Source organism: Vibrio sp. SBT000027, assembly GCF_963894355.1.
GTDB lineage: Bacteria > Pseudomonadota > Gammaproteobacteria > Enterobacterales > Vibrionaceae > Vibrio > Vibrio splendidus.
In genome coordinates this window covers 657,225-676,928 of the sequence record NZ_CAWQGD010000004.1, presented here as the reverse complement: position 1 = coordinate 676,928, position 19,704 = coordinate 657,225, and the positions used below count along the sequence as shown (strand labels likewise).

The window sequence follows — 19,704 nt, the reverse complement described above, 5'->3', positions numbered from 1 at the left end:
CTATCTCTATCTCTATTGATGTGAACTAATCAACTAAACCCCTGTGTCTACTTTTTAGGGGCCATATCATATCTCGTATCTCGTATCTCGTATCTCGTATCTCGTATCTCGTATCTCGTATCTCGTAGAAGCATAAAAAAGCCCCAACACGAATGTCGAGGCTTAGAGTATCTTTATCTATGTGGACGTAGAGTAAATCCGCAGCTCACTACTCTTCGCTGTTTTCAGCAAACTTAGATGGCGACATACCAAAATGGTGCTTAAACCTCTGACTGAAATAGGAAGGGTCATTAAAACCAGAATCAAACGCGACGTCTGAGATCTTCTCTCCCGCAAGTAACCGCTCACACGCATGCTCTAAACGCACTTCATTCAAATGCTCTTTAAAGGTCTTGTTATAAGCCGATTTAAAGCGTCTCTGTAAGCTTCTCTCAGACATGAACAAGTACTTAGCAGTAGTTGCAGTACTGAACTCTGCATCGGCGTAGTTTTCGCTCACAAGCTGCGACACTCTGTTTTTCCACTCTTGTTCAGCACTCAACCTTTGTTGCTCTGGCGTTGAAGCGGCAAGCTTAATGGTTTCAATCTGCTCAATGGTGCTAGCTTCCAGATTATCCAGCACTTGATATTCAATCGGCCACGAAAGCTGAACCTTATTTTGATAGTCAGAAACAAACGCGTTCAGCTCACCACCACTCTGATTCATCAATAGAGGTAATTTTTCGATATTTAGATCAGTCGATTTTCCGGTGTTGTCACCCATGCTTGATGCCAATTTAGGGAAAGGCATCCCATGATCTCGAATCGTAACGACAAGATGCTCCTTCACTTCTTCAACCAGAACCACCATGCTTTGTGACTTAAAGTTTCTCTTGATGATGCTCGCAACCAAGTTGTTGAAAATAATATCGAGATTAAAATACAGCAAGGATACGTATCGTTGTTTGGTATCAACTCTAATATCCAGTTCAATACCCGCTTTGGCTAAATCATCTTGCCAAGCTTTGAGTACCGCTTCTAAGATCAAAATTATATCGTAACTGACCTTCCCTTCTCCTTGAGGTGTATTACTCAATTGAGCCAAGCCATTTTTCAGCGTTAAGATTGGCGACTTGCCTTTCTCATCATTCCAATTCGGGAGCATCGCAGCAATATGATTAACTTCAGATGAAAGTTCATTTGCTGTGTGCGATACAAGCGCACTCTTAACTGATAGCTGCTTTTTAAGCTGTTGATTGGTCGTCAACAGAATGCGACTTTGGTGCCTCAGTTGATCGGTTTTTAATACAACTTGCGCTTTTAGGTGTCTATTGGCAAAAGTGACATAACGCGAACGCCAAAAAACCAAGATAGTCACAACACCAATCAGCAGTGCCAGAGAGCTTGCGGCAGCCCAATTGCTCAGATACCAAGGCTCAGCGATTGAGAAGCTTTGATTCGTTGACACAAAGCGATAATGCGAGTCCTTAACGGGTTTAACTTCCAGTGTATAGTCCCCCGGAAGAAGATGGTCGAGCGTTAACAAGCCTCCTTCAAATTCACTCCAAGGTTCATCGTCGCTCAGGCGATACTCCATCGCAGGGGCAAACGTCGCAGGTAGGATGCCCAACTTAAAACTCATGGATGAACCATAAGGGATTTCATCCAAATCAGCAGTCTTACCACCAAGTGATACGGTTTGCTGATCAACACTGATCTTACTCAGCAATGCTCGACTATGAGGTGTTGTTGATACCAATAACTCATCAGATAACGCACTGACTACGCCATACTTTGATCCAAAAATAAGCCTCGTAGATTGGCTGCCTTCGCTGTCAAACAAGGCACATGCCCCTGCCGCCAGTTCATTGGTGATCAAGCCAAATGGTGAACCGATATGTTTATGCAGTTGCCCATCCAGTCCGTAATAGCTGATACCTTTCGAAGAACCTAACCACACACCATTGTCATCGCTTATTAAGCAATTTGGGCTAATATTGTCTTCAACAAGCGTGACCTCTTGAATAATAGAGCTGTCATAAGGGATTCGATACACGCCATAACTACTCGCAAACCATTGAGCCCCATCCTTCGCTTTTTCAATATCGACCACTTTGCCAAATCGTTCACTTGAGCGACTAAAACTAATCCGTTTATCAATAAAAGAGTAGAAGCCGTGGTCAGTGCCTATATAAATACGACCTTGTAACCCTATATTGAGAGCAGTGATTTTTGCTGGCAAAAACTTATCAACTAACCAGTCAGTACCGTACCCCGTCAGCTTCATGGTTTCGATAGATAACGAATAAAGGTCTTGCCCCGATGTTATCCAAAGTACGTTATCAGCTTGAAGCGCAAAGTTCTCAACGTGTACCCCTTTGATAGACCTTGGTAAACCGATCACTTCAGGCTCTAACGTATCCGTATTAAAACTAATAATGCCTTCTTCTGTAGCCAACCAAATAGAAGAACCAAAGACCTCAAAGTCCTGTACCGAGTTGGAGTAAACACGAATTGGACTAGCTTTGCTTTGAGCATCGACCAAATAGAGGCCCATTGAGGAAGCAACCCAAGATAATTGTTCACTAACCGGCTGTACTTTGTTTATCACGACACTACTTGAGTGCATTCCCATACCCGTTAATGGCGTTCTTGAGAATGTCTTACTGAACAGTGAGAAATATCGGATGCCGTTATTTGTCGCAACCCACATCCCACCAGCATGGTCGTTGATTAACGAATATATTTTCTCTCCCGGTAACGAGAAATCTTGATTAGCGGCTTGTTCGAATCGTGTAATTTGACCCGTAATGAAGTTATAACTAATGAGTCCATGCTCAGTGCCAATCCAATATTGGTCTGAAGTTTCAGCAAGCGAGAGAACGTGCGACCCTTTTATTTTGTTCTCTTTATCTGGATTCGCGAGATCAACAATCACCGCACCATTTAAAGTGCCAATCACTAACTCTCGTCTAGCATTAGAAAAATAAACCGTCTCAATATGGTGCTTATCTGATGCAGTGATGTGAGTAAACTCTTGCGCCTCAGAAAGGTAAGCACCAGAACTGGTCGCGAGTACCCATTTTGACAACACCCACTCCGCATCGTTAATCGCAATATCACTGCTATTGTTATATCGATACAGTTTGAGTAGTGAGTAGGTGGTAAATTCTAAAGATTGAGTGTTGTAAGTATAAAAATTACTGCCATCTGTGACCCAAATATAATCACCTGATGAGCCGATATTCGCGATCTCAGCGCCGGGGCTTAAACTAAACGCAAGTTCATTGCCAATACCAGGGCTGTGTCGGTACACCTCATTATCAAAAAATGTCCAAAACTCATCGTTAAGAAACGCGACTCTTTCTGAAGAAAATTGCAAAAGGCTGCCCTTTCGAGGGAATAGGGTTCGGCCATCATAAAAGAGTACTTTTCCATGGACATCATGAACCCATAGCCCGCCACCGGCACCTAAGTACAAGTTTTTAGCCGCAAGAAAGTTCCCTTGCGCTTGAACGGGCAAAGGATAGAAAACGGAGGGTGAGGTATTTACCGCGAGAACGCTAAATGAGGTGCTCATTAACATGAACATTCTGAAGATAATTCGATACAACTTTTCATCCTGAACAGCAATAACACATGAAATTATGGTGTCCACAACGTCTTATCGCTGCTGAACCAAAAATTCAGTTTTTTTGTGCTTATTATTATCTTTCTATTTTAGCGGAAATTAACAAAGGAGAAAGGAGGTTTGCTATTTGTTGAGAGGTTTTATCTTAGCGGTCACGAAAATGCCGCAAAAAGCGGCATGATTCATAAATTAACGAGAGCAAAGTGTCGTTAGGAATATTGGTTATTGATTACTTAGCACTCAAGCAGCTGGTGTAGCTGTCTGTAAGTTGCTGAAGAAAATCGAAATAACTTCCACTCTTCACTTCAACCTGTGAACCAACAGGATCAAGTTGCCCTTGCTTAGCATTGCTTCCGCGAGTCACCGATTCGATCACAGCCGGTGTAAATTGAGGCTCTGAAAATACACATTGAACATTTTCACGCACCAAGGTTTTCTTGATAGCTATCAAGCTTTTTGCACCCGGCTTGCGCTCTGGGCTCACGGTAAAGTGGCCTAAGTTATTTAACTCAAACTCCTGTTCGAAGTAGCCATACGCATCATGGAATACGTAGTAACCTTTGTCTTTCACTGGCGCAAGCTGTTCATTAATTGACTGCTTCTTCTCTTTCAAAGCAATCAAAAATGAGTCTAGGTTCTCTTGATACGCCATTGCGTTATCAGGGTCAGATTCAATCAACTTAGCTGAGATATATTTTGCCGCGACTTCAACTTGGTCGATGCCCAACCAAAAATGCGGGTCATGGCTACCATGATGGTGTCCTTCATGAGCATCGTGATCTTCATGCCCAAACTCTCGCAAGTTAATTCCTGGAATCTCACTGATCTTGATAACGTTTTCTTTTGAACCAATCACCTTAGTCAGAAAGGCTTCTAGGTCAGGACCAAACCAGATAACCATATCGGCACTGTGAACTTTTTTGACATCCGATGGCTTAAGCGCATAATCGTGCGGCGAAGCATTGCTGTTCATCAACACATCCGGTTCACTAACGCCCTGCGTTAATTCTGTCACAATCATTTGAATTGGTTTAAAGCTTGTTAGAATAGTATTGGCACTTGCGACACTTGGCGCTAAAAGCAAAGTAGCAAGTATAAAAGATGAACGTGACATAATCCCTCGATAATAGAAAAGTAGCTTAGGCTTGAGGTAAATGTTACATTATAACATTAGCGAATTGCAAATGAGTTCTATTCATGGATAACTTAATCCAACTAGATTCTGTGAGCGTCGAATATGACGGTCGAAAAGTTCTAGACAACATCTCTCTAAATATAGAGCGCGGCAGAATCACTACCCTCATTGGGCCAAACGGTGCAGGAAAGTCGACATTAGTCAAAGTGGTACTGGGTTTACAAACTAAATTTTCAGGCACAATAACAAAAGCTAAAAAACTGAAAATTGGCTATGTACCGCAAAAATTAAAGCTCAATGATTCACTACCGCTCAATGTAGAACGTTTTCTAAAGCTCACTGGTAAGTTCAGTCAGCAGGAGATCCTTGAAGCATTGAAGCTCGTTGGCGCCGAACATCTGCAAAAGAGTAACATGCACCAGCTATCTGGCGGTGAAAACCAACGTGTGCTGATTGCTCGTTCATTGCTAAGAAGACCAGATCTACTTGTTCTTGATGAACCAGCTCAAGGCGTTGATGTACAAGGGCAAATAGACCTGTATGACCTGATTGACACCATTCGTCACCGCTTTGGTTGTGCCGTATTTATGGTTTCACACGATCTGCATTTAGTGATGGCAAAAACAGACGATGTTATCTGCTTGCACCATCACATCTGCTGTTCAGGCGCACCTGCAGACATCAAACACCACCCTTCGTATATTGCGCTCTTTGGCACCGCGACCCAAGAAACACTAGCGTTTTATCATCACCAACACGAACATCACCATCATGATCTTGCAGGCCAGCCTGTCGAAGGCGACGTGCATGAATGTTCAAACCATAAACACGGACATCACTAATGCTTGAGTTTCTTCTTCCCTCTATTCTGGCGGGTTTGGGTATTGCGCTAATTGCAGGCCCATTAGGATCGTTCGTGGTATGGCGCAAGATGGCTTACTTTGGTGACACGCTTGCTCACGCTTCTTTGATGGGCTTAGCACTTGGCTTTCTGTTCAACATTAACTTGTATCTCGCGCTGCTGATTTGTTGTTTGATGCTGGCTGTGTTGCTAGTGACTTTACAAAAACAAAAGCTAGTCGCGACCGATACCTTACTGGGTATATTGGCGCACAGTGCTCTGTCTTTGGGTCTTGTTGCTGTGAGCTTCTTAGATAATGTTCGTGTTGATCTAATGAGCTACTTATTTGGTGACTTGCTTGCGGTATCTCCGACTGATTTAGTGTTCATCTATGCGGGTGCTGCTGTGATTGGTTTAGTGCTTGCGATATTTTGGCGACCACTGCTTTCAACGACAGTAAATGAAGATCTTGCAGCAGTAGACGGCATCAACATTGACTTAATGCGTCTTATTTTGATGTTGCTGGTTGGTATCGTGATTGCAGTCGGTATGAAGTTTGTGGGTGCATTGATCATGACGTCATTGCTGATAATCCCAGCGGCAACGGCAAGAAAATTCGCCAATACACCCGAACAAATGGCATTCCTCGCCTCAGTTATTGGTTCTATCGCTGTGTTCGGAGGGTTGAGCTTGTCTTGGTTCTATGACACGCCAGCCGGCCCTTCTGTTGTTATCAGTGCAGCAGCAATGTTTATGCTGTCTCAAATGTACAGAACCCGCGCCTAAAGTGAAAAGTCGAGATTCATTCTGGCTTTTAACAACACAACAATTGATGTGGTTGATGCGATAGTCGATCAAAAAAATCGGTCACAAAAGAAAAAGGCTTGGTCAATGACCAAGCCTTTCTTATATCGTTCAGTTAGCTTCTATCTCGTTAGATAAAAGCCAGCTGATTACCAACCCGTGATTTCACGTAGGCCTTTACCGATGTCAGCAAGAGACTTAACAGTCTTAACGCCTGCTGCTTCTAGCGCTGCGAATTTATCTTCAGCAGTACCTTTACCGCCAGAGATGATTGCGCCAGCGTGGCCCATACGTTTACCCGGAGGAGCAGTAACACCAGCGATGTAAGATACAACTGGCTTAGTTACGTTTGCTTTGATGAACTCAGCAGCTTCTTCTTCCGCAGTACCACCGATCTCACCAATCATTACGATTGCTTCAGTTTCTGGGTCTTCTTGGAAAAGTTTTAGGATATCGATGAAGTTTGAACCTGGGATAGGGTCACCACCGATACCAACACATGTAGACTGACCAAAGCCTTCATCTGTTGTTTGCTTAACTGCTTCGTACGTCAGAGTACCTGAACGAGATACGATACCTACTTTACCCTTCTTATGGATATGACCAGGCATGATACCAATCTTACACTCGTCTGGAGTGATAAGACCTGGACAGTTAGGACCGATCATGCGAACGCCAGTTTCTTCTAGCTTCACTTTAACGTCGATCATATCTGTAGTAGGGATACCTTCAGTGATCGTTACGATCAGTTCGATACCTGCATCAATTGCTTCTAGGATTGCATCTTTACAGAAAGGTGCTGGTACATAGATAACTGTTGCTGTTGCGCCAGTTACTTCTACTGCTTCACGTACTGTGTTGAATACTGGAAGGCCTAGGTGAGTTTGACCACCTTTACCAGGTGAAACACCACCAACCATTTGCGTACCGTATGCGATAGCTTGGTCTGAGTGGAATGTACCTTGACCGCCAGTGAAACCCTGACAGATTACTTTAGTGTCTTTGTTAATTAATACAGACATTATTTAGCCTCCGCAGCAGCAACAACTTTCTGAGCAGCATCTGTTAGAGATACAGCAGCAATGATATCAACATCAGAATTAGCAAGTACTTCGCGACCTAGGTCTGCGTTTGTACCTTCTAGACGAACAACGACAGGAACTGTTACGCCAACTTCTTTAACTGCACCAATAATACCTTCAGCGATCATGTCACAACGAACGATGCCACCGAAGATGTTTACGAGTACTGCTTTAACATTGTCATCAGAAAGGATGATCTTGAATGCTTCAGCTACACGCTCTTTTGTTGCGCCGCCGCCTACATCAAGGAAGTTTGCTGGCTTGCCGCCGTGTAGGTTTACGATATCCATCGTACCCATAGCAAGGCCTGCACCGTTAACCATACAGCCAACGTTGCCATCAAGTGCTACGTAGTTCAGTTCCCACTGAGCTGCGTGCGCTTCGCGCTCGTCTTCTTGTGAAGGATCGTGCATTTCACGAAGCTTTGGCTGACGGTACATTGCGTTTGAGTCAATGTTGATCTTGCCGTCTAGACAAAGAAGGTTACCTTCATTTGTAATAACAAGCGGGTTAATTTCTAGTAGAGCTAGGTCGTACTGAGCGAACATTTCACCAAGACCCATGAAGATCTTAACGAACTGTTTAATTTGATCGCCAGCTAGGCCAAGTTTGAATGCCAATTCACGGCCTTGGTAAGCTTGAGGGCCAACTAGAGGATCGATCGCAGACTGGTGAATCAACTCTGGAGTTTCTTCAGCGATTTTCTCAATGTCCACGCCGCCTTCAGTTGACGCCATGAATACAATTTTACGAGTTGCACGGTCAACAACAGCACCTAGGTAAAGTTCGTTAGCAATGTTTGATGCTTCTTCAACTAGGATCTTTGTTACAGGCTGACCATTAGCGTCTGTTTGGTAAGTCACTAGGTTTTTACCTAGCCACTTTTGTGCAAACTCTTTAACGCCTTCTTTAGTGTCATGTAGCTCTACGCCGCCCGCTTTACCGCGACCACCAGCGTGTACTTGACACTTAACGACTTTCTTGGCTGTACTGATACGACCTGCAGCTTCGAAAGCTTCTTGTGCTGTATCACATGCGAAACCTTCTGGTACAGGCAAACCGAATTCTGCAAACAGCTGTTTGGCTTGGTATTCATGCAAATTCATTTTGATATTCCGTTTATTTTCCCTTAAGGGATTATTATTTCCATAACGACACAGTTTCCTGTGGTACGTCTGTAGGGTCTTCTCAAATCAACTGCTGTCCATTTTCTAATGGCTTTACAGTTCAAGTGAAGGCCAGACGTTGAGCAGCCTAGCCTTTGAAACTTTTTACGTCTAGCTAACGAGGTTAACTAGACGTTTTAGCGATACTAAACGTCTAATAACAGACGTGCAGGATCTTCTAGAAGCTCTTTGATAGTCACTAGGAAGCCAACTGATTCACGGCCATCGATTAGACGGTGATCGTAAGAAAGCGCTAGGTACATCATTGGTAGAATTTCTACCTTGCCATCAACAGCCATTGGACGATCTTGGATTTTATGCATACCCAAAATTGCCGCTTGAGGCGGGTTGATGATTGGCGTAGACATTAGAGAACCAAATACACCACCGTTTGTGATAGTGAAGTTACCGCCCATCAGTTCATCAACAGTTAGCTTGCCGTCACGGCCTTTGATTGCTAGCTCTTTGATGCCTTTTTCGATGTCAGCAAAACCTAGTGTGTCACAGTCTTTCAGTACTGGAGTCACTAGACCGCGTGGCGTAGATACCGCCATGCTGATATCGAAGTAGTTGTGGTAAATGATATCTGTACCATCAATCGAAGCGTTAACTTCTGGGAAACGCTTCAGCGCTTCTGTTACTGCTTTCACATAGAAAGACATGAAACCAAGACGCGTATCGTGACGCTTCTCGAATTGGTCTTTGTACTGCTTACGAAGGTCCATGATTGGTTTCATGTTCACTTCGTTGAAAGTAGTCAGCATTGCTGTGCTGTTCTTCGCTTCTAGAAGACGGTTTGCAACTGTCTTACGTAGGCGAGTCATAGGCACGCGTTTTTGGCTACGAGCCGCTGCTGGCGCTTCAACTGCTGGTGCAGATGCTGCTACCGGAGCCGCTTTCGCTGCTGCTAGGTGCGCGTCGATGTCTTCGCGAGTAATACGACCACCAACACCAGTGCCTTTGACGTCAGCTGGTTGTAGGTTGTGTTCTGCAAGAAGACGACGAACAGCTGGGCTTAGTGCGTCGTTGCTTTCTTCTGTCAGTGCCGCTTTGTGGCGCTTATCAGGAGAAGCTTCTGTATCTTCAGTGGTATCTTTCGTTGGTTCACCAGCGACAGCACCAGGTTTGATCTTTGCAAGAAGCTGCTTAGAAAGTACCGTAGCACCCTCTTCTTCTAGGATAGCTTCCAGAACACCCGCTTCAGGAGCCGGTACTTCTAGAACTACTTTATCTGTTTCGATGTCTACAATGACTTCATCACGTGCAACGGCTTCGCCTGGTTTTTTGTGCCAAGTCGCCACTGTTGCATCAGCCACAGATTCAGGTAAATCTGGAACCAGAATTTCAATTGTCATGTGCGTATTTTCCTTTTACTTCTAGTTCTTAAGTAGGGTCAAAGCGTCGTCAACTAACGCTTTTTGTTGTTTCAAGTGTACCGACATATAGCCAACAGCTGGTGATGCTGATGCAGGACGACCTGCATATTGAATATCAGCACCCACTGGAATAGCAGCTCGGAAATTATGTTGGCTACTGTACCAAGCACCTTGGTTTTGTGGCTCTTCTTGACACCAAACGTAATCGACTACATTTGTGTATTGTGCGATTGCAGCTCTCACGTCCTCGTAAGGGAACGGGTAAAGTTGCTCAATACGTACAATAGCGACATCGTCTTGCTCGTTCTTACGTCTTTGATCAAGCAGGTCAAAGTAAACCTTACCTGAACAGAACACGACGCGTTTTACGTTCTCAGGAGCCAGATCATCAATTTCTGCGATAGCTGGTTGGAACGTACCTTCTGCTAGATCTTCCATAGAAGACGTACATAGAGGGTGACGAAGCAATGACTTAGGTGACATTACGATCAGTGGACGACGCATTGGTCGAACAACCTGACGGCGAATCATGTGATAAACCTGTGCCGGCGTTGAAGGAACAACAACCTGCATGTTTTGTTCAGCACATAATTGAAGGTAACGTTCAAGACGAGCAGATGAGTGCTCTGGGCCTTGGCCTTCATAGCCGTGAGGAAGCAGCATAGTTAGACCACATAAACGTGCCCACTTTTGCTCACCTGACGAAATGAATTGGTCGATTACAACTTGTGCACCGTTTGCGAAGTCACCAAATTGTGCTTCCCAAAGGGTTAGACCGCTTGGTTCTGCCGTTGCATAACCATACTCAAATGCGAGTACCGCTTCTTCAGATAACACAGAGTCAAATACTTGGAATGGCCCTTGTTTATCATGAATGTTCGCAAGAGGAACATACGTGCTTGCATCTGATTGATTGTGCAGTACTGAGTGGCGGTGGAAGAACGTACCACGACCTGAATCTTGGCCTGAGATACGAATACGCTTACCGTCATCAACAAGTGTTGCGTAAGCCAGAGTCTCGGCCATACCCCAATCGACTTGTTTCTCACCATTCACCATGGCAGTACGATCGTTGTACAGTTTGTTTACTCGACTTTGCAGCTTATGGCTGTCTGGGTATTGACAAAGTTTGCTACCAAGCTCTTTCAGGCGCTCGATATCAATCTTGTTGTCCCATTCGATGTTCCAGTCGTGACCTAGGTAAGGTGACCAGTCCACTGAGTGAAGTGCCATTGGGCGCCACTCTTTAACCACAACTTCACCGTGATCAAGTGCATCACGATACTCGTTAACGAGTTGAGTTGCCGTATCAATACCAAACTCACCGCGTTCCATTAGCACGTCAGCATAAAGCTTACGTGGCGTTGGATGCTTCTTGATTTTTTGGTACATCAAAGGCTGCGTTGCATTCGGCTCATCGGCTTCATTGTGACCGTGGCGACGGTAACAAACCAAATCAATAACAACATCACGCTTAAACGTATTACGGTAATCTAATGCAAGACGTGCTACGAAAGCGACAGCTTCTGGATCATCAGAGTTAACGTGGAAAATCGGAGCCTGAACCATCTTCGCGATATCGGTACAGTACATCGTAGAACGTGTATCGCGAGGGTTAGACGTTGTAAAACCAACTTGGTTATTTACAACGATACGAACCGTACCACCAACACAGAAACCACGAGCTTGAGACATGTTGAACGTCTCTTGTACTACACCCTGGCCAGCGATAGCTGAATCACCATGGATAGTAATTGGAAGTACGCGGCTGCCATCTTTATCGTCTAGACGATCTTGGCGAGCACGTACCGAACCGATAACTACCGGGTTTACGATTTCTAAGTGAGATGGGTTAAATGCAAGTGCTAAGTGAACGTTGCCGCCTGGTGTTGCGAAATCCGCAGAGAAACCTTGGTGGTATTTCACATCACCAGTGCCCCACGAGTCATCGCTGTGCTTGCCCGCAAACTCGTCAAACAGGTCTTGTGGCTTTTTACCAAGCACATTGACCAGCATGTTTAGACGACCACGGTGAGCCATACCAACAACAACTTCACGCATGCCCTGTCCACCTGCATGACGAATAATTTCCTTCGTCATTGGGATCAACGCATCACCACCTTCCAATGAGAAGCGTTTTGCGCCTGGGAATTTAGCACCAAGATAGCGCTCAAGACCTTCAGCAGCAGTTAGCTCTTCTAGGAAAGCTTGCTTTTCTTCTTTATCGAAAGAGGGTTGACCAGAAACAGACTCTAAACGTTGTTGGATCCAACGCTTTTGCTCTGTGTTAGTCATGTGCATGTATTCAGCACCAATCGAACCACAATAAGTTTGCTTTAGAGATTTGTACAAATCTCGAAGCACCATCGTCTCTTGGCCAATGGCGTAAGAGCCGACGTTAAACGTCTCATTGAGGTCATCTTCGGTAAGAGTGTGAAAAGAAGGATCCAGTTCAGCGACTGTATCTCTTTCCCATAAACCTAGGGGGTCTAGATTTGCTGATTGATGCCCTCGGAATCGATAGGCATTAATAAGTTGCAGAACCTTTACTTGTTTCGCATCGACATCTGGATCACTAACTTGGACACTGTAATGCTTTGTTTCTTGAGCGAGTCGACGGAAGTATTCACGAACACGAGAGTGTGGTTGTTCCACTGCTTCTGAAGCTTGCACAGGCAATTCTTCAAAAACACTTCTCCATTCGTCACTTACCGAATCGGGGTCACTTAGATACAGTTCATAGAGTTCTTCTACGTACGTTGCATTGGCGCCAGCCAAGTGTGAAGACTCGAGCCATGCCTTCATCACGCCGTTGTGCATATTTTCCCTTAACCAGTAGTTTTCACGTTTGCTGCGGTCTATGCCGAGCTATTAAAAGGCCGCCCCAAAACTTCTAGGGCGGCAATTTTTATATAACTTAAACCGAACGATTCACAAGCATGGTCTTGATGTGACCAATTGCTTTCGTCGGATTTAATCCCTTAGGACAAACACTTACACAATTCATGATGCCATGGCAACGAAAAACGCTAAATGCATCATCAAGATCGGACAGACGTTCGTCTGTCGCCGTATCTCGGCTATCTATTAGCCAACGGTATGCTGCAAGCAGGCCAGCTGGTCCAATGAACTTATCTGGATTCCACCAGAATGATGGGCACGAAGTCGTACAACATGCACACATGATACATTCATACAAACCATCTAAATGAGCACGCTCATCAGGGCTTTGTAGGTTTTCACGAGCCGGTGGCACATTGCCATCAGACACTAAGAACGGCTTAACTTTTTCGTAGTTATCGTAGAACTGAGTCATGTCTACGATTAAATCACGCACGACAGGCAAACCTGGAAGTGGGCGAATTACGATTTTATCTTGGCCAGTAAGAGCAGACAGAGGCGTAATACACGCCAACCCGTTTTTACCATTCATGTTCAAGCCATCAGAACCACATACACCTTCACGGCATGAACGGCGGAATGAAATCGTTGGATCTTGCTCTTTCAAAAGAATAAGCGCATCCAAAAGCATCATGTCAGAGCCTTCTTCCACCTCTAAGGTGTACTCTTTCATGTAAGGCTTCTGGTCCACATCTGGGTTGTAACGGTATAAAGAGAAATTCAGTTTCATGGTCATATCTCCTTAGTACGTACGTGCTTTCGGCGGGAATGCTTCACGATGGATAGGTTCCATGTTCACGCCACGCTTAGTCATACTTTCTGATTCTGGGTTGTAAAGTGAGTGGCATAGCCATTGCTCATCATCACGGTCTGGGAAGTCAAAACGAGCATGCGCTCCACGACTCTCTGTACGGAAGTTTGCTGCAACCGCAGTTGCGAATGCCGTTTCCATTAAGTTTTCAAGCTCTAAACACTCAATACGTTGCGTGTTGAACTCTGTCGACTTGTCTGAAAGGTGTGCATTCTTAAGACGCTCACGAATCACTTTAAGCTCTTCTAAGCCATCAGCCATCGCTTTACCTTCACGGAATACAGAGAAGTTGTTCTGCATACATTGCTGAAGATCTTTACGAATTACCGCAGGGTCTTCACCGTCTGTACTGTTTTCCCAACGATTGTATCGCTCTAATGAACGTTCAATGTCGGCTTCAGTTGCAGGTTTTGCTTCAGCTTGCTTATTCAGAGTCTCACCAAGGTGAAGACCTGTCGCACGGCCAAACACAACCAAATCAAGTAGCGAGTTGCCACCTAGACGGTTTGCACCATGTACAGATACTGAAGCGATTTCGCCACAAGCGAATAGACCTTGAATTTCAACGTCTGTACCGTCTTCAGTTTGTTTGATTGCTTGACCAGAAACCTGCGTAGGAACACCGCCCATCATGTAGTGACACGTTGGGATTACAGGAATTGGTTCTTTAACTGGATCAACGTGAGCAAACGTACGAGAAAGCTCACATACACCCGGTAGACGAGACTCAAGCGTCTCTTTACCTAGGTGATCAAGTTTCAGCTTAATGTGAGGACCCCATGGGCCATCGCAACCACGACCTTCACGAATCTCAACCATCATCGAACGAGCTACCACATCACGACCTGCTAAATCTTTAGCATTCGGAGCATAACGTTCCATGAAGCGCTCGCCGTCTTTATTGAGAAGGTAACCACCTTCACCACGACAACCTTCTGTTACCAAAACACCTGCACCAGCGATACCCGTTGGGTGGAACTGCCACATTTCGATGTCTTGCATTGGAACGCCAGCACGAATTGCCATGCCAACACCGTCACCAGTGTTAATGTGTGCATTCGTTGTTGATGCATAGATACGACCAGCACCACCAGTAGCAAGGATTGTTGCCTTCGCTTTGAAGTAGCAAACCTCGCCCGTTTCCATACAAAGCGCGGTAGTACCTAAGATTGCACCATCTTCGTTTTTAACAAGATCCAGTGCATACCACTCAGAGAAAACCGTCGTTTTGTGTTTAATGTTTTGTTGGTAAAGCGTATGAAGCAGTGCGTGACCAGTACGGTCAGCTGCCGCTGCAGTACGAGCCGCTTGCTCACCACCAAAATTCTTAGATTGGCCACCAAACGGACGTTGGTAAATACTGCCGTTATCAAAACGAGAAAATGGAAGACCCATTTTTTCTAATTCGATAACCGACTCAGGGCCATTTTTACACATGTATTCGATAGCATCTTGGTCGCCGATGTAATCGGAACCTTTAACCGTATCGTACATGTGTTGTTCCCAGTGATCTTCATGCGCATTACCAAGAGCAACGGTGATACCACCTTGCGCAGATACAGTATGAGAACGAGTTGGAAAAACTTTAGAAAGCAACGCACAAGATAGGCCTTGCTCAGAAATTTGTAGCGCGGCGCGCATACCAGCACCACCAGCACCGATTACTACAGCATCAAACTCACGAACAGGAATAGTCACTTACGCACCCCACAAAATAAACAGACCAGAGAAGAAATATCCTAGAAGAACCGCAACAACACCGACTTGAAGACCAACGCGCAATTTTGCACATTTGATGTAGTCAGTTAGTACTTGCCACAAGCCGATCCACGCGTGAACCAAAATTGAAGTAAGTGCTAACATGGTGAAAACTTTAGTGAAAGTACCACCAAAGAATTGCGTCCAAGATGCGTAAGAAATATCACCTGAGAAAGCACAGAAGCTCACTAGGTAGATAGTGTAAAGCGTCATAATGATGGCTGTTGCACGAATCAATAGATAATCATGCACACCATTACGACCAAAAGTAGAAACGTTGTTTACCATACTAAGATCCCCGCTAGTAGAGACAATACCGCTGTTGCTGCGAATGCAACCTTCGCGCTCTTAGCGCCAGATTCCAGCTCTTCAAAGTGACCAAGGTCCATAAGAAGGTGACGAATACCACCAGCAATGTGGTAAGCCAAAGCGGTTAAAATGCCCCACAGAATAAACTTCACGAAGAAACCGTCGACAATGTCGCTAGCTTCCATAAAGCCTACAGGGGAAGAGAGGGAAATGGATAGTAACCAAAGCAGAATTCCGATCGCAACAAAAGTAATCACCCCAGACACACGGTGTAGGATGGAAGCTATTGCTGTGATAGGAAAGTGGATGGTCTGTAAATCTAAATTAACAGGTCTTGTCTTTCTTTCTTTCACGGGCTCGCTCACTCAGCTCCATTGAGCATGATGGTCATTAAATAACCTTATGTATTGTTATGGACAAAATTTGATTGCAAACCTTCAAAATTTAACATTAACTTAACAAATAACGTAAGTTGAGCCTTAGATAATTGTAAAATAATTGTTAACAGCTAGGTTTCTGAAGACACCTCACATTTCTTCTTAGCCTTGCATTTATAAGGTTTTAACCAAACTTTTCAGCGCCACTATACGGCTGGCAACATTCTAATACAATTGATGCAACAAATAATGCTACACAGAACAGATTTTTAACGAATTTAATGTAAAAAACACTAACAAGTGCACACAAAGCTGCAGAAAAATTGACTTTCTCACGTAAGACCAGTAAAAAAATGGCACATAAACATCCTGGACGGATTAATAATAACAAAGGAGATTGTTATGGCGGATAAGAAAGCTACCCTTCATATTGAAGGTCAAGCACCGATCGAATTGCCGATTACAGAAGGTGTACTTGGTACTCCGGTCATCGACGTTCGTACACTGGGTTCTAATGGTTTTTTCACTTTTGATCCTGGTTTTCTTGCCACTGCATCTTGTGAATCGCAAATAACTTATATTGACGGTGGAAAAGGTATTCTTCTACACCGTGGTTATCCAATTGATCAACTGGCCAATAACGCTGATTACTTAGAAGTTTGTTACATTCTTTTATACGGCGAAGCCCCTTCTCGAGCTCAATACGAAGAGTTCAAGACGACAGTCACACGTCACACCATGGTTCATGAGCAAATTGCTAGTTTCTTCCACGGTTTCCGCCGTGATGCTCACCCAATGGCTGTTATGTGTGGTGTGGTAGGTGCGCTTGCTGCGTTCTATCATGATTCATTAGATGTTAATAACGACACACACCGTGAAATTGCGGCATACCGCCTAATTTCAAAAATGCCTACACTGGCTGCAATGTGTTACAAATATTCTATCGGTCAACCGTTTATCTACCCGCGCAATGACCTAGGCTACGCAGAAAACTTCCTACACATGATGTATGCAAACCCATGTGAAGAATACGAAGTAAACCCTGTTGTGGCTCGCGCAATGGACAAAATCTTTACGTTACATGCTGATCACGAACAAAATGCTTCAACGTCAACGGTTCGTTTAGCAGGTTCTTCGGGTGCAAACCCATTTGCTTGTATTGCTGCTGGTATCGCTTCTTTGTGGGGTCCTGCTCACGGTGGTGCTAACGAAGCTTGTCTAATGATGCTTGAAGAGATCGGTAGCGTAGACAACATTGAAGAATACGTAGCAAAAGCAAAAGACAAAGATGACCCATTCCGCCTAATGGGCTTTGGTCACCGTGTCTACAAGAACTACGATCCGCGTGCAACTGTAATGCGTGAAGCGTGTCACGAAGTACTTAAAGAGCTAAACATTCAAGATCCACTACTAGACGTAGCAATGGAACTTGAGCGCATCGCTCTTTCTGATGAGTACTTTGTTTCTAAGAAGCTATACCCGAACGTAGATTTCTACTCAGGTATCATTCTGAAAGCGATCGGTATTCCAGTATCTATGTTCACAGTAATCTTCGCGATGTCTCGTACTATCGGTTGGATTGCACACTGGAACGAAATGCACAGCGATCCGACGAACCGTATCGGTCGTCCTCGTCAGTTGTACACTGGTGAAGAACAGCGTGATTTCCAAGCTCTACACGAGCGCGAATAGTAAAGTTTCGACTTTTCTAATCGATTGAAATCAAAAAGGGTTGATGTATTAACATCAACCCTTTTTTGTCTTCCAGTATTTCGTATCACTTCAATGAAGGTACAAATATCCAGAAAGTCATAATCTCTAAACGTGGTTACACTGGATTATCAATATCGATAAATTCTACGTCTAAGCCATGTTCTTTCGTTAGCCATTCACCTAGCGCTTTCACACCATAGCGTTCTGTTGCATGGTGGCCTGCGGCAAAGTAATGAATGTCTTGCTCACGTGCAGAGTACGTTGTGCGCTCTGAAATTTCACCAGAGATAAATGCATCAATACCTTTAGACGCAGCTAACTCAATGTAGTCTTGACCACCACCAGTGCACCAACCGACAGTCGTAATCATTTTATCTTGGTTTTCTGGAGCGATATGTAATGGCTTGCGGTTCAAAGCTTGACCAATCTTTTCTGCGAACTCCGCACCTGTCATTGGTGAACTCAACTTACCAAACATCGCAACAGATTGTGGATGCCCTTCCAAGCCGCCTTCAACTTCAATGTCGAGCAACTCTGCAAGCTTGGCGTTGTTACCAAGTTCAGGGTGGATATCCAGTGGTAAGTGGTAACCCAAAAGGTTAATGTCATTTTTAATCAAGGTACGAATGCGCTTACCCTTCATACCACGAATGGCTTCTGACTCACCTTTCCAAAAGAAACCGTGATGGACCAATAAAGCGTCTGCGTTCAGTTCTACCGCTTTATCAATTAATGCTTGAGAAGCTGTAACACCAGTAACAATGCGCTTTACTTGAGAAGTACCTTCCACTTGAAGACCATTAGGACAGTAATCTTTAATCTGCTGTGGCTGAAGTTTTTCGTTAAGTAGCTTTTCTAATTGTAAGTTATTCATTTTTCTTTCCAGCTTAACTTTATAATAACGTCGTTATATCAATTTACGGGTAGAATGTCGAAAGCCCCACGATGAGTTTATGAGGAACCGATGACAGCACTGCAACGTTTTTACCAATGGGTCATCGACTCACCGCCGTTACTGAAAATTAAGCCACCGATTTCCGATCTTGGTGCATTCTTAAGCCCCCAAGCCATCGACTCATCACACACTTATAACGGAAACCCAAGGTTAGGTTTCCTCTACCAGCATCTATGTGAACAAGTCATTGAAGCCTCACCTGATTATTCGGTCAAGTACGATGAGATTCAGATTAATGTAGATGGCAGAACACTCGGTGCTATCGACTTTATTCTTGAAAAAGAGAACAACCAAAAGCTGCAACACTGGGAAGTCGCGATCAAGTTTTACCTGCTCCATGAACAGACATGGTTTGGTCCTAACTCTCACGACCAATTAGATAAGAAGTTAGACAGGATGCTCACCCATCAACTTGGCATGTCCTCTTCAGCGGCGTTTGTGGAGCAATATCCAGAGATCGATGTCGACTCAAAACATCTCCTCATGCAGGGTCGTCTATATACCAACCCATTCTTAGATCAAAAAGTACCTACTGAATGTTTAGGCTATGACATTAATTCAAGCCAAGTAAACGGTTTTTGGTGTTATCAAAACCAAGCCCATTTAATTACTGACGTGCTCTACCCTCTCACCAAAGAGCAATGGGCAGCTGGCACTGATGACTTCACCTGTGAACCTATCATCGAGTTTGGTGATCGCTTCGTTCATGGGCAAACTAAATCAGGGCAGTTTTGGTTTGTGATGCCACAAAGTTGGCCACACGGATAGTATAACCTACTCAGTTGTACAGTAATTCAACCACCTAGCTTTAGCCGCTTTACCCACTTTACCCACTTTACCCACTTTACCCACGAGCTGATATAAAA

The 19,704-nt window shown here is 44.4% G+C and carries 15 protein-coding genes; 4 read left to right on the top strand and 11 right to left on the bottom strand.

Annotation, left to right across the window (positions count from 1 at the left end; genetic code table 11):
• Positions 1–208: 208 nt before the first annotated feature.
• A complete protein-coding gene (locus AACU28_RS13000) occupies positions 209–3,592 on the bottom strand; it encodes an AraC family transcriptional regulator (protein WP_121603039.1) in 3,384 nt (1,127 codons plus the stop codon).
• Positions 3,593–3,839: 247 nt separating this feature from the next.
• Entirely contained in the window at positions 3,840–4,724 is an 885-nt protein-coding gene (gene znuA, locus AACU28_RS12995) for a zinc ABC transporter substrate-binding protein ZnuA (protein ID WP_121603038.1), read from the bottom strand.
• An 83-nt stretch (positions 4,725–4,807) separates the two neighbouring features.
• Between znuA and znuC the strand changes: the two genes are divergently transcribed.
• Positions 4,808–5,587, top strand: coding sequence for a zinc ABC transporter ATP-binding protein ZnuC (gene znuC / locus AACU28_RS12990; protein WP_121603037.1), 780 nt, complete (start codon positions 4,808–4,810; stop codon positions 5,585–5,587).
• Entirely contained in the window at positions 5,587–6,372 is a 786-nt protein-coding gene (gene znuB / locus AACU28_RS12985) for a zinc ABC transporter permease subunit ZnuB (RefSeq protein WP_017084084.1), read from the top strand. The genes znuC and znuB overlap by 1 nt, the downstream gene beginning before the upstream one ends.
• 167 nt (positions 6,373–6,539) lie before the next feature.
• Here the strand turns inward: znuB and sucD are convergent, their stop codons facing one another.
• From sucD to sdhC, 8 genes are all read right to left on the bottom strand, one after another.
• Positions 6,540–7,412 (bottom strand): succinate--CoA ligase subunit alpha, encoded by an 873-nt coding sequence (gene sucD, locus AACU28_RS12980; protein WP_004734209.1) that lies wholly within the window; start codon positions 7,410–7,412, stop codon positions 6,540–6,542.
• Positions 7,412–8,578 carry an ADP-forming succinate--CoA ligase subunit beta gene (gene sucC, locus AACU28_RS12975; protein WP_004734210.1) on the bottom strand — a complete coding sequence of 389 codons (1,167 nt, stop codon included), beginning with the start codon at positions 8,576–8,578 and terminating at the stop codon, positions 7,412–7,414. Before sucC ends, sucD begins: the two co-directional genes overlap by 1 nt.
• A 206-nt stretch (positions 8,579–8,784) precedes the next feature.
• Complete coding sequence (gene odhB, locus AACU28_RS12970; RefSeq protein WP_004734211.1) at positions 8,785–9,993, bottom strand: 2-oxoglutarate dehydrogenase complex dihydrolipoyllysine-residue succinyltransferase; 1,209 nt, start codon at positions 9,991–9,993, stop codon at positions 8,785–8,787.
• A gap of 21 nt (positions 9,994–10,014) precedes the next feature.
• Positions 10,015–12,834: a 2-oxoglutarate dehydrogenase E1 component gene (gene sucA, locus AACU28_RS12965; RefSeq protein ID WP_017079473.1), complete on the bottom strand. Its 2,820-nt coding sequence runs from the start codon at positions 12,832–12,834 to the stop codon at positions 10,015–10,017.
• A 97-nt stretch (positions 12,835–12,931) separates the two neighbouring features.
• Entirely contained in the window at positions 12,932–13,645 is a 714-nt protein-coding gene (locus AACU28_RS12960; protein ID WP_004734213.1) for a succinate dehydrogenase iron-sulfur subunit, read from the bottom strand.
• Positions 13,646–13,657: 12 nt separating this feature from the next.
• A complete protein-coding gene (gene sdhA, locus AACU28_RS12955; RefSeq protein WP_009847321.1) occupies positions 13,658–15,424 on the bottom strand; it encodes a succinate dehydrogenase flavoprotein subunit in 1,767 nt (588 codons plus the stop codon).
• A complete protein-coding gene (gene sdhD, locus AACU28_RS12950; RefSeq protein ID WP_004734215.1) occupies positions 15,425–15,772 on the bottom strand; it encodes a succinate dehydrogenase, hydrophobic membrane anchor protein in 348 nt (115 codons plus the stop codon).
• Positions 15,766–16,158: a succinate dehydrogenase cytochrome b556 subunit gene (gene sdhC, locus AACU28_RS12945; protein WP_012604532.1), complete on the bottom strand. Its 393-nt coding sequence runs from the start codon at positions 16,156–16,158 to the stop codon at positions 15,766–15,768. Before sdhC ends, sdhD begins: the two co-directional genes overlap by 7 nt.
• A gap of 414 nt (positions 16,159–16,572) precedes the next feature.
• On the opposite strand from sdhC, the gene AACU28_RS12940 reads away from it, so the two are divergent.
• Positions 16,573–17,862 (top strand): citrate synthase, encoded by a 1,290-nt coding sequence (locus tag AACU28_RS12940; RefSeq protein ID WP_004734217.1) that lies wholly within the window; start codon positions 16,573–16,575, stop codon positions 17,860–17,862.
• Between the two features lie 136 nt (positions 17,863–17,998).
• Here AACU28_RS12940 and AACU28_RS12935 read toward each other — a convergent pair whose 3' ends face one another.
• Entirely contained in the window at positions 17,999–18,757 is a 759-nt protein-coding gene (locus AACU28_RS12935) for a Nif3-like dinuclear metal center hexameric protein (RefSeq protein WP_102453294.1), read from the bottom strand.
• 90 nt (positions 18,758–18,847) lie between these two features.
• On the opposite strand from AACU28_RS12935, the gene AACU28_RS12930 reads away from it, so the two are divergent.
• Complete coding sequence (locus AACU28_RS12930) at positions 18,848–19,606, top strand: DUF1853 family protein (RefSeq protein ID WP_121603036.1); 759 nt, start codon at positions 18,848–18,850, stop codon at positions 19,604–19,606.
• The last annotated feature ends 98 nt before the right edge of the window (positions 19,607–19,704 follow it).

Excerpts from the sequence above, each read along its gene's own strand:
- odhB (WP_004734211.1), bottom strand. The coding sequence starts at position 9,993 with ATGACAATTGAAATTCTGGTTCCAGATTTACCTGAATCTGTGGCTGAT.
- znuA (WP_121603038.1), bottom strand. The coding sequence starts at position 4,724 with ATGTCACGTTCATCTTTTATACTTGCTACTTTGCTTTTAGCGCCAAGT.
- AACU28_RS12960 (WP_004734213.1), bottom strand. The coding sequence starts at position 13,645 with ATGAAACTGAATTTCTCTTTATACCGTTACAACCCAGATGTGGACCAG.
- AACU28_RS12930 (WP_121603036.1), top strand. The coding sequence starts at position 18,848 with ATGACAGCACTGCAACGTTTTTACCAATGGGTCATCGACTCACCGCCG.
- sucC (WP_004734210.1), bottom strand. The coding sequence starts at position 8,578 with ATGAATTTGCATGAATACCAAGCCAAACAGCTGTTTGCAGAATTCGGT.
- AACU28_RS12935 (WP_102453294.1), bottom strand. The coding sequence starts at position 18,757 with ATGAATAACTTACAATTAGAAAAGCTACTTAACGAAAAACTTCAGCCA.
- sucD (WP_004734209.1), bottom strand. The coding sequence starts at position 7,412 with ATGTCTGTATTAATTAACAAAGACACTAAAGTAATCTGTCAGGGTTTC.
- znuB (WP_017084084.1), top strand. The coding sequence starts at position 5,587 with ATGCTTGAGTTTCTTCTTCCCTCTATTCTGGCGGGTTTGGGTATTGCG.
- znuC (WP_121603037.1), top strand. The coding sequence starts at position 4,808 with ATGGATAACTTAATCCAACTAGATTCTGTGAGCGTCGAATATGACGGT.
- AACU28_RS12940 (WP_004734217.1), top strand. The coding sequence starts at position 16,573 with ATGGCGGATAAGAAAGCTACCCTTCATATTGAAGGTCAAGCACCGATC.
- sucA (WP_017079473.1), bottom strand. The coding sequence starts at position 12,834 with ATGCACAACGGCGTGATGAAGGCATGGCTCGAGTCTTCACACTTGGCT.
- sdhD (WP_004734215.1), bottom strand. The coding sequence starts at position 15,772 with ATGGTAAACAACGTTTCTACTTTTGGTCGTAATGGTGTGCATGATTAT.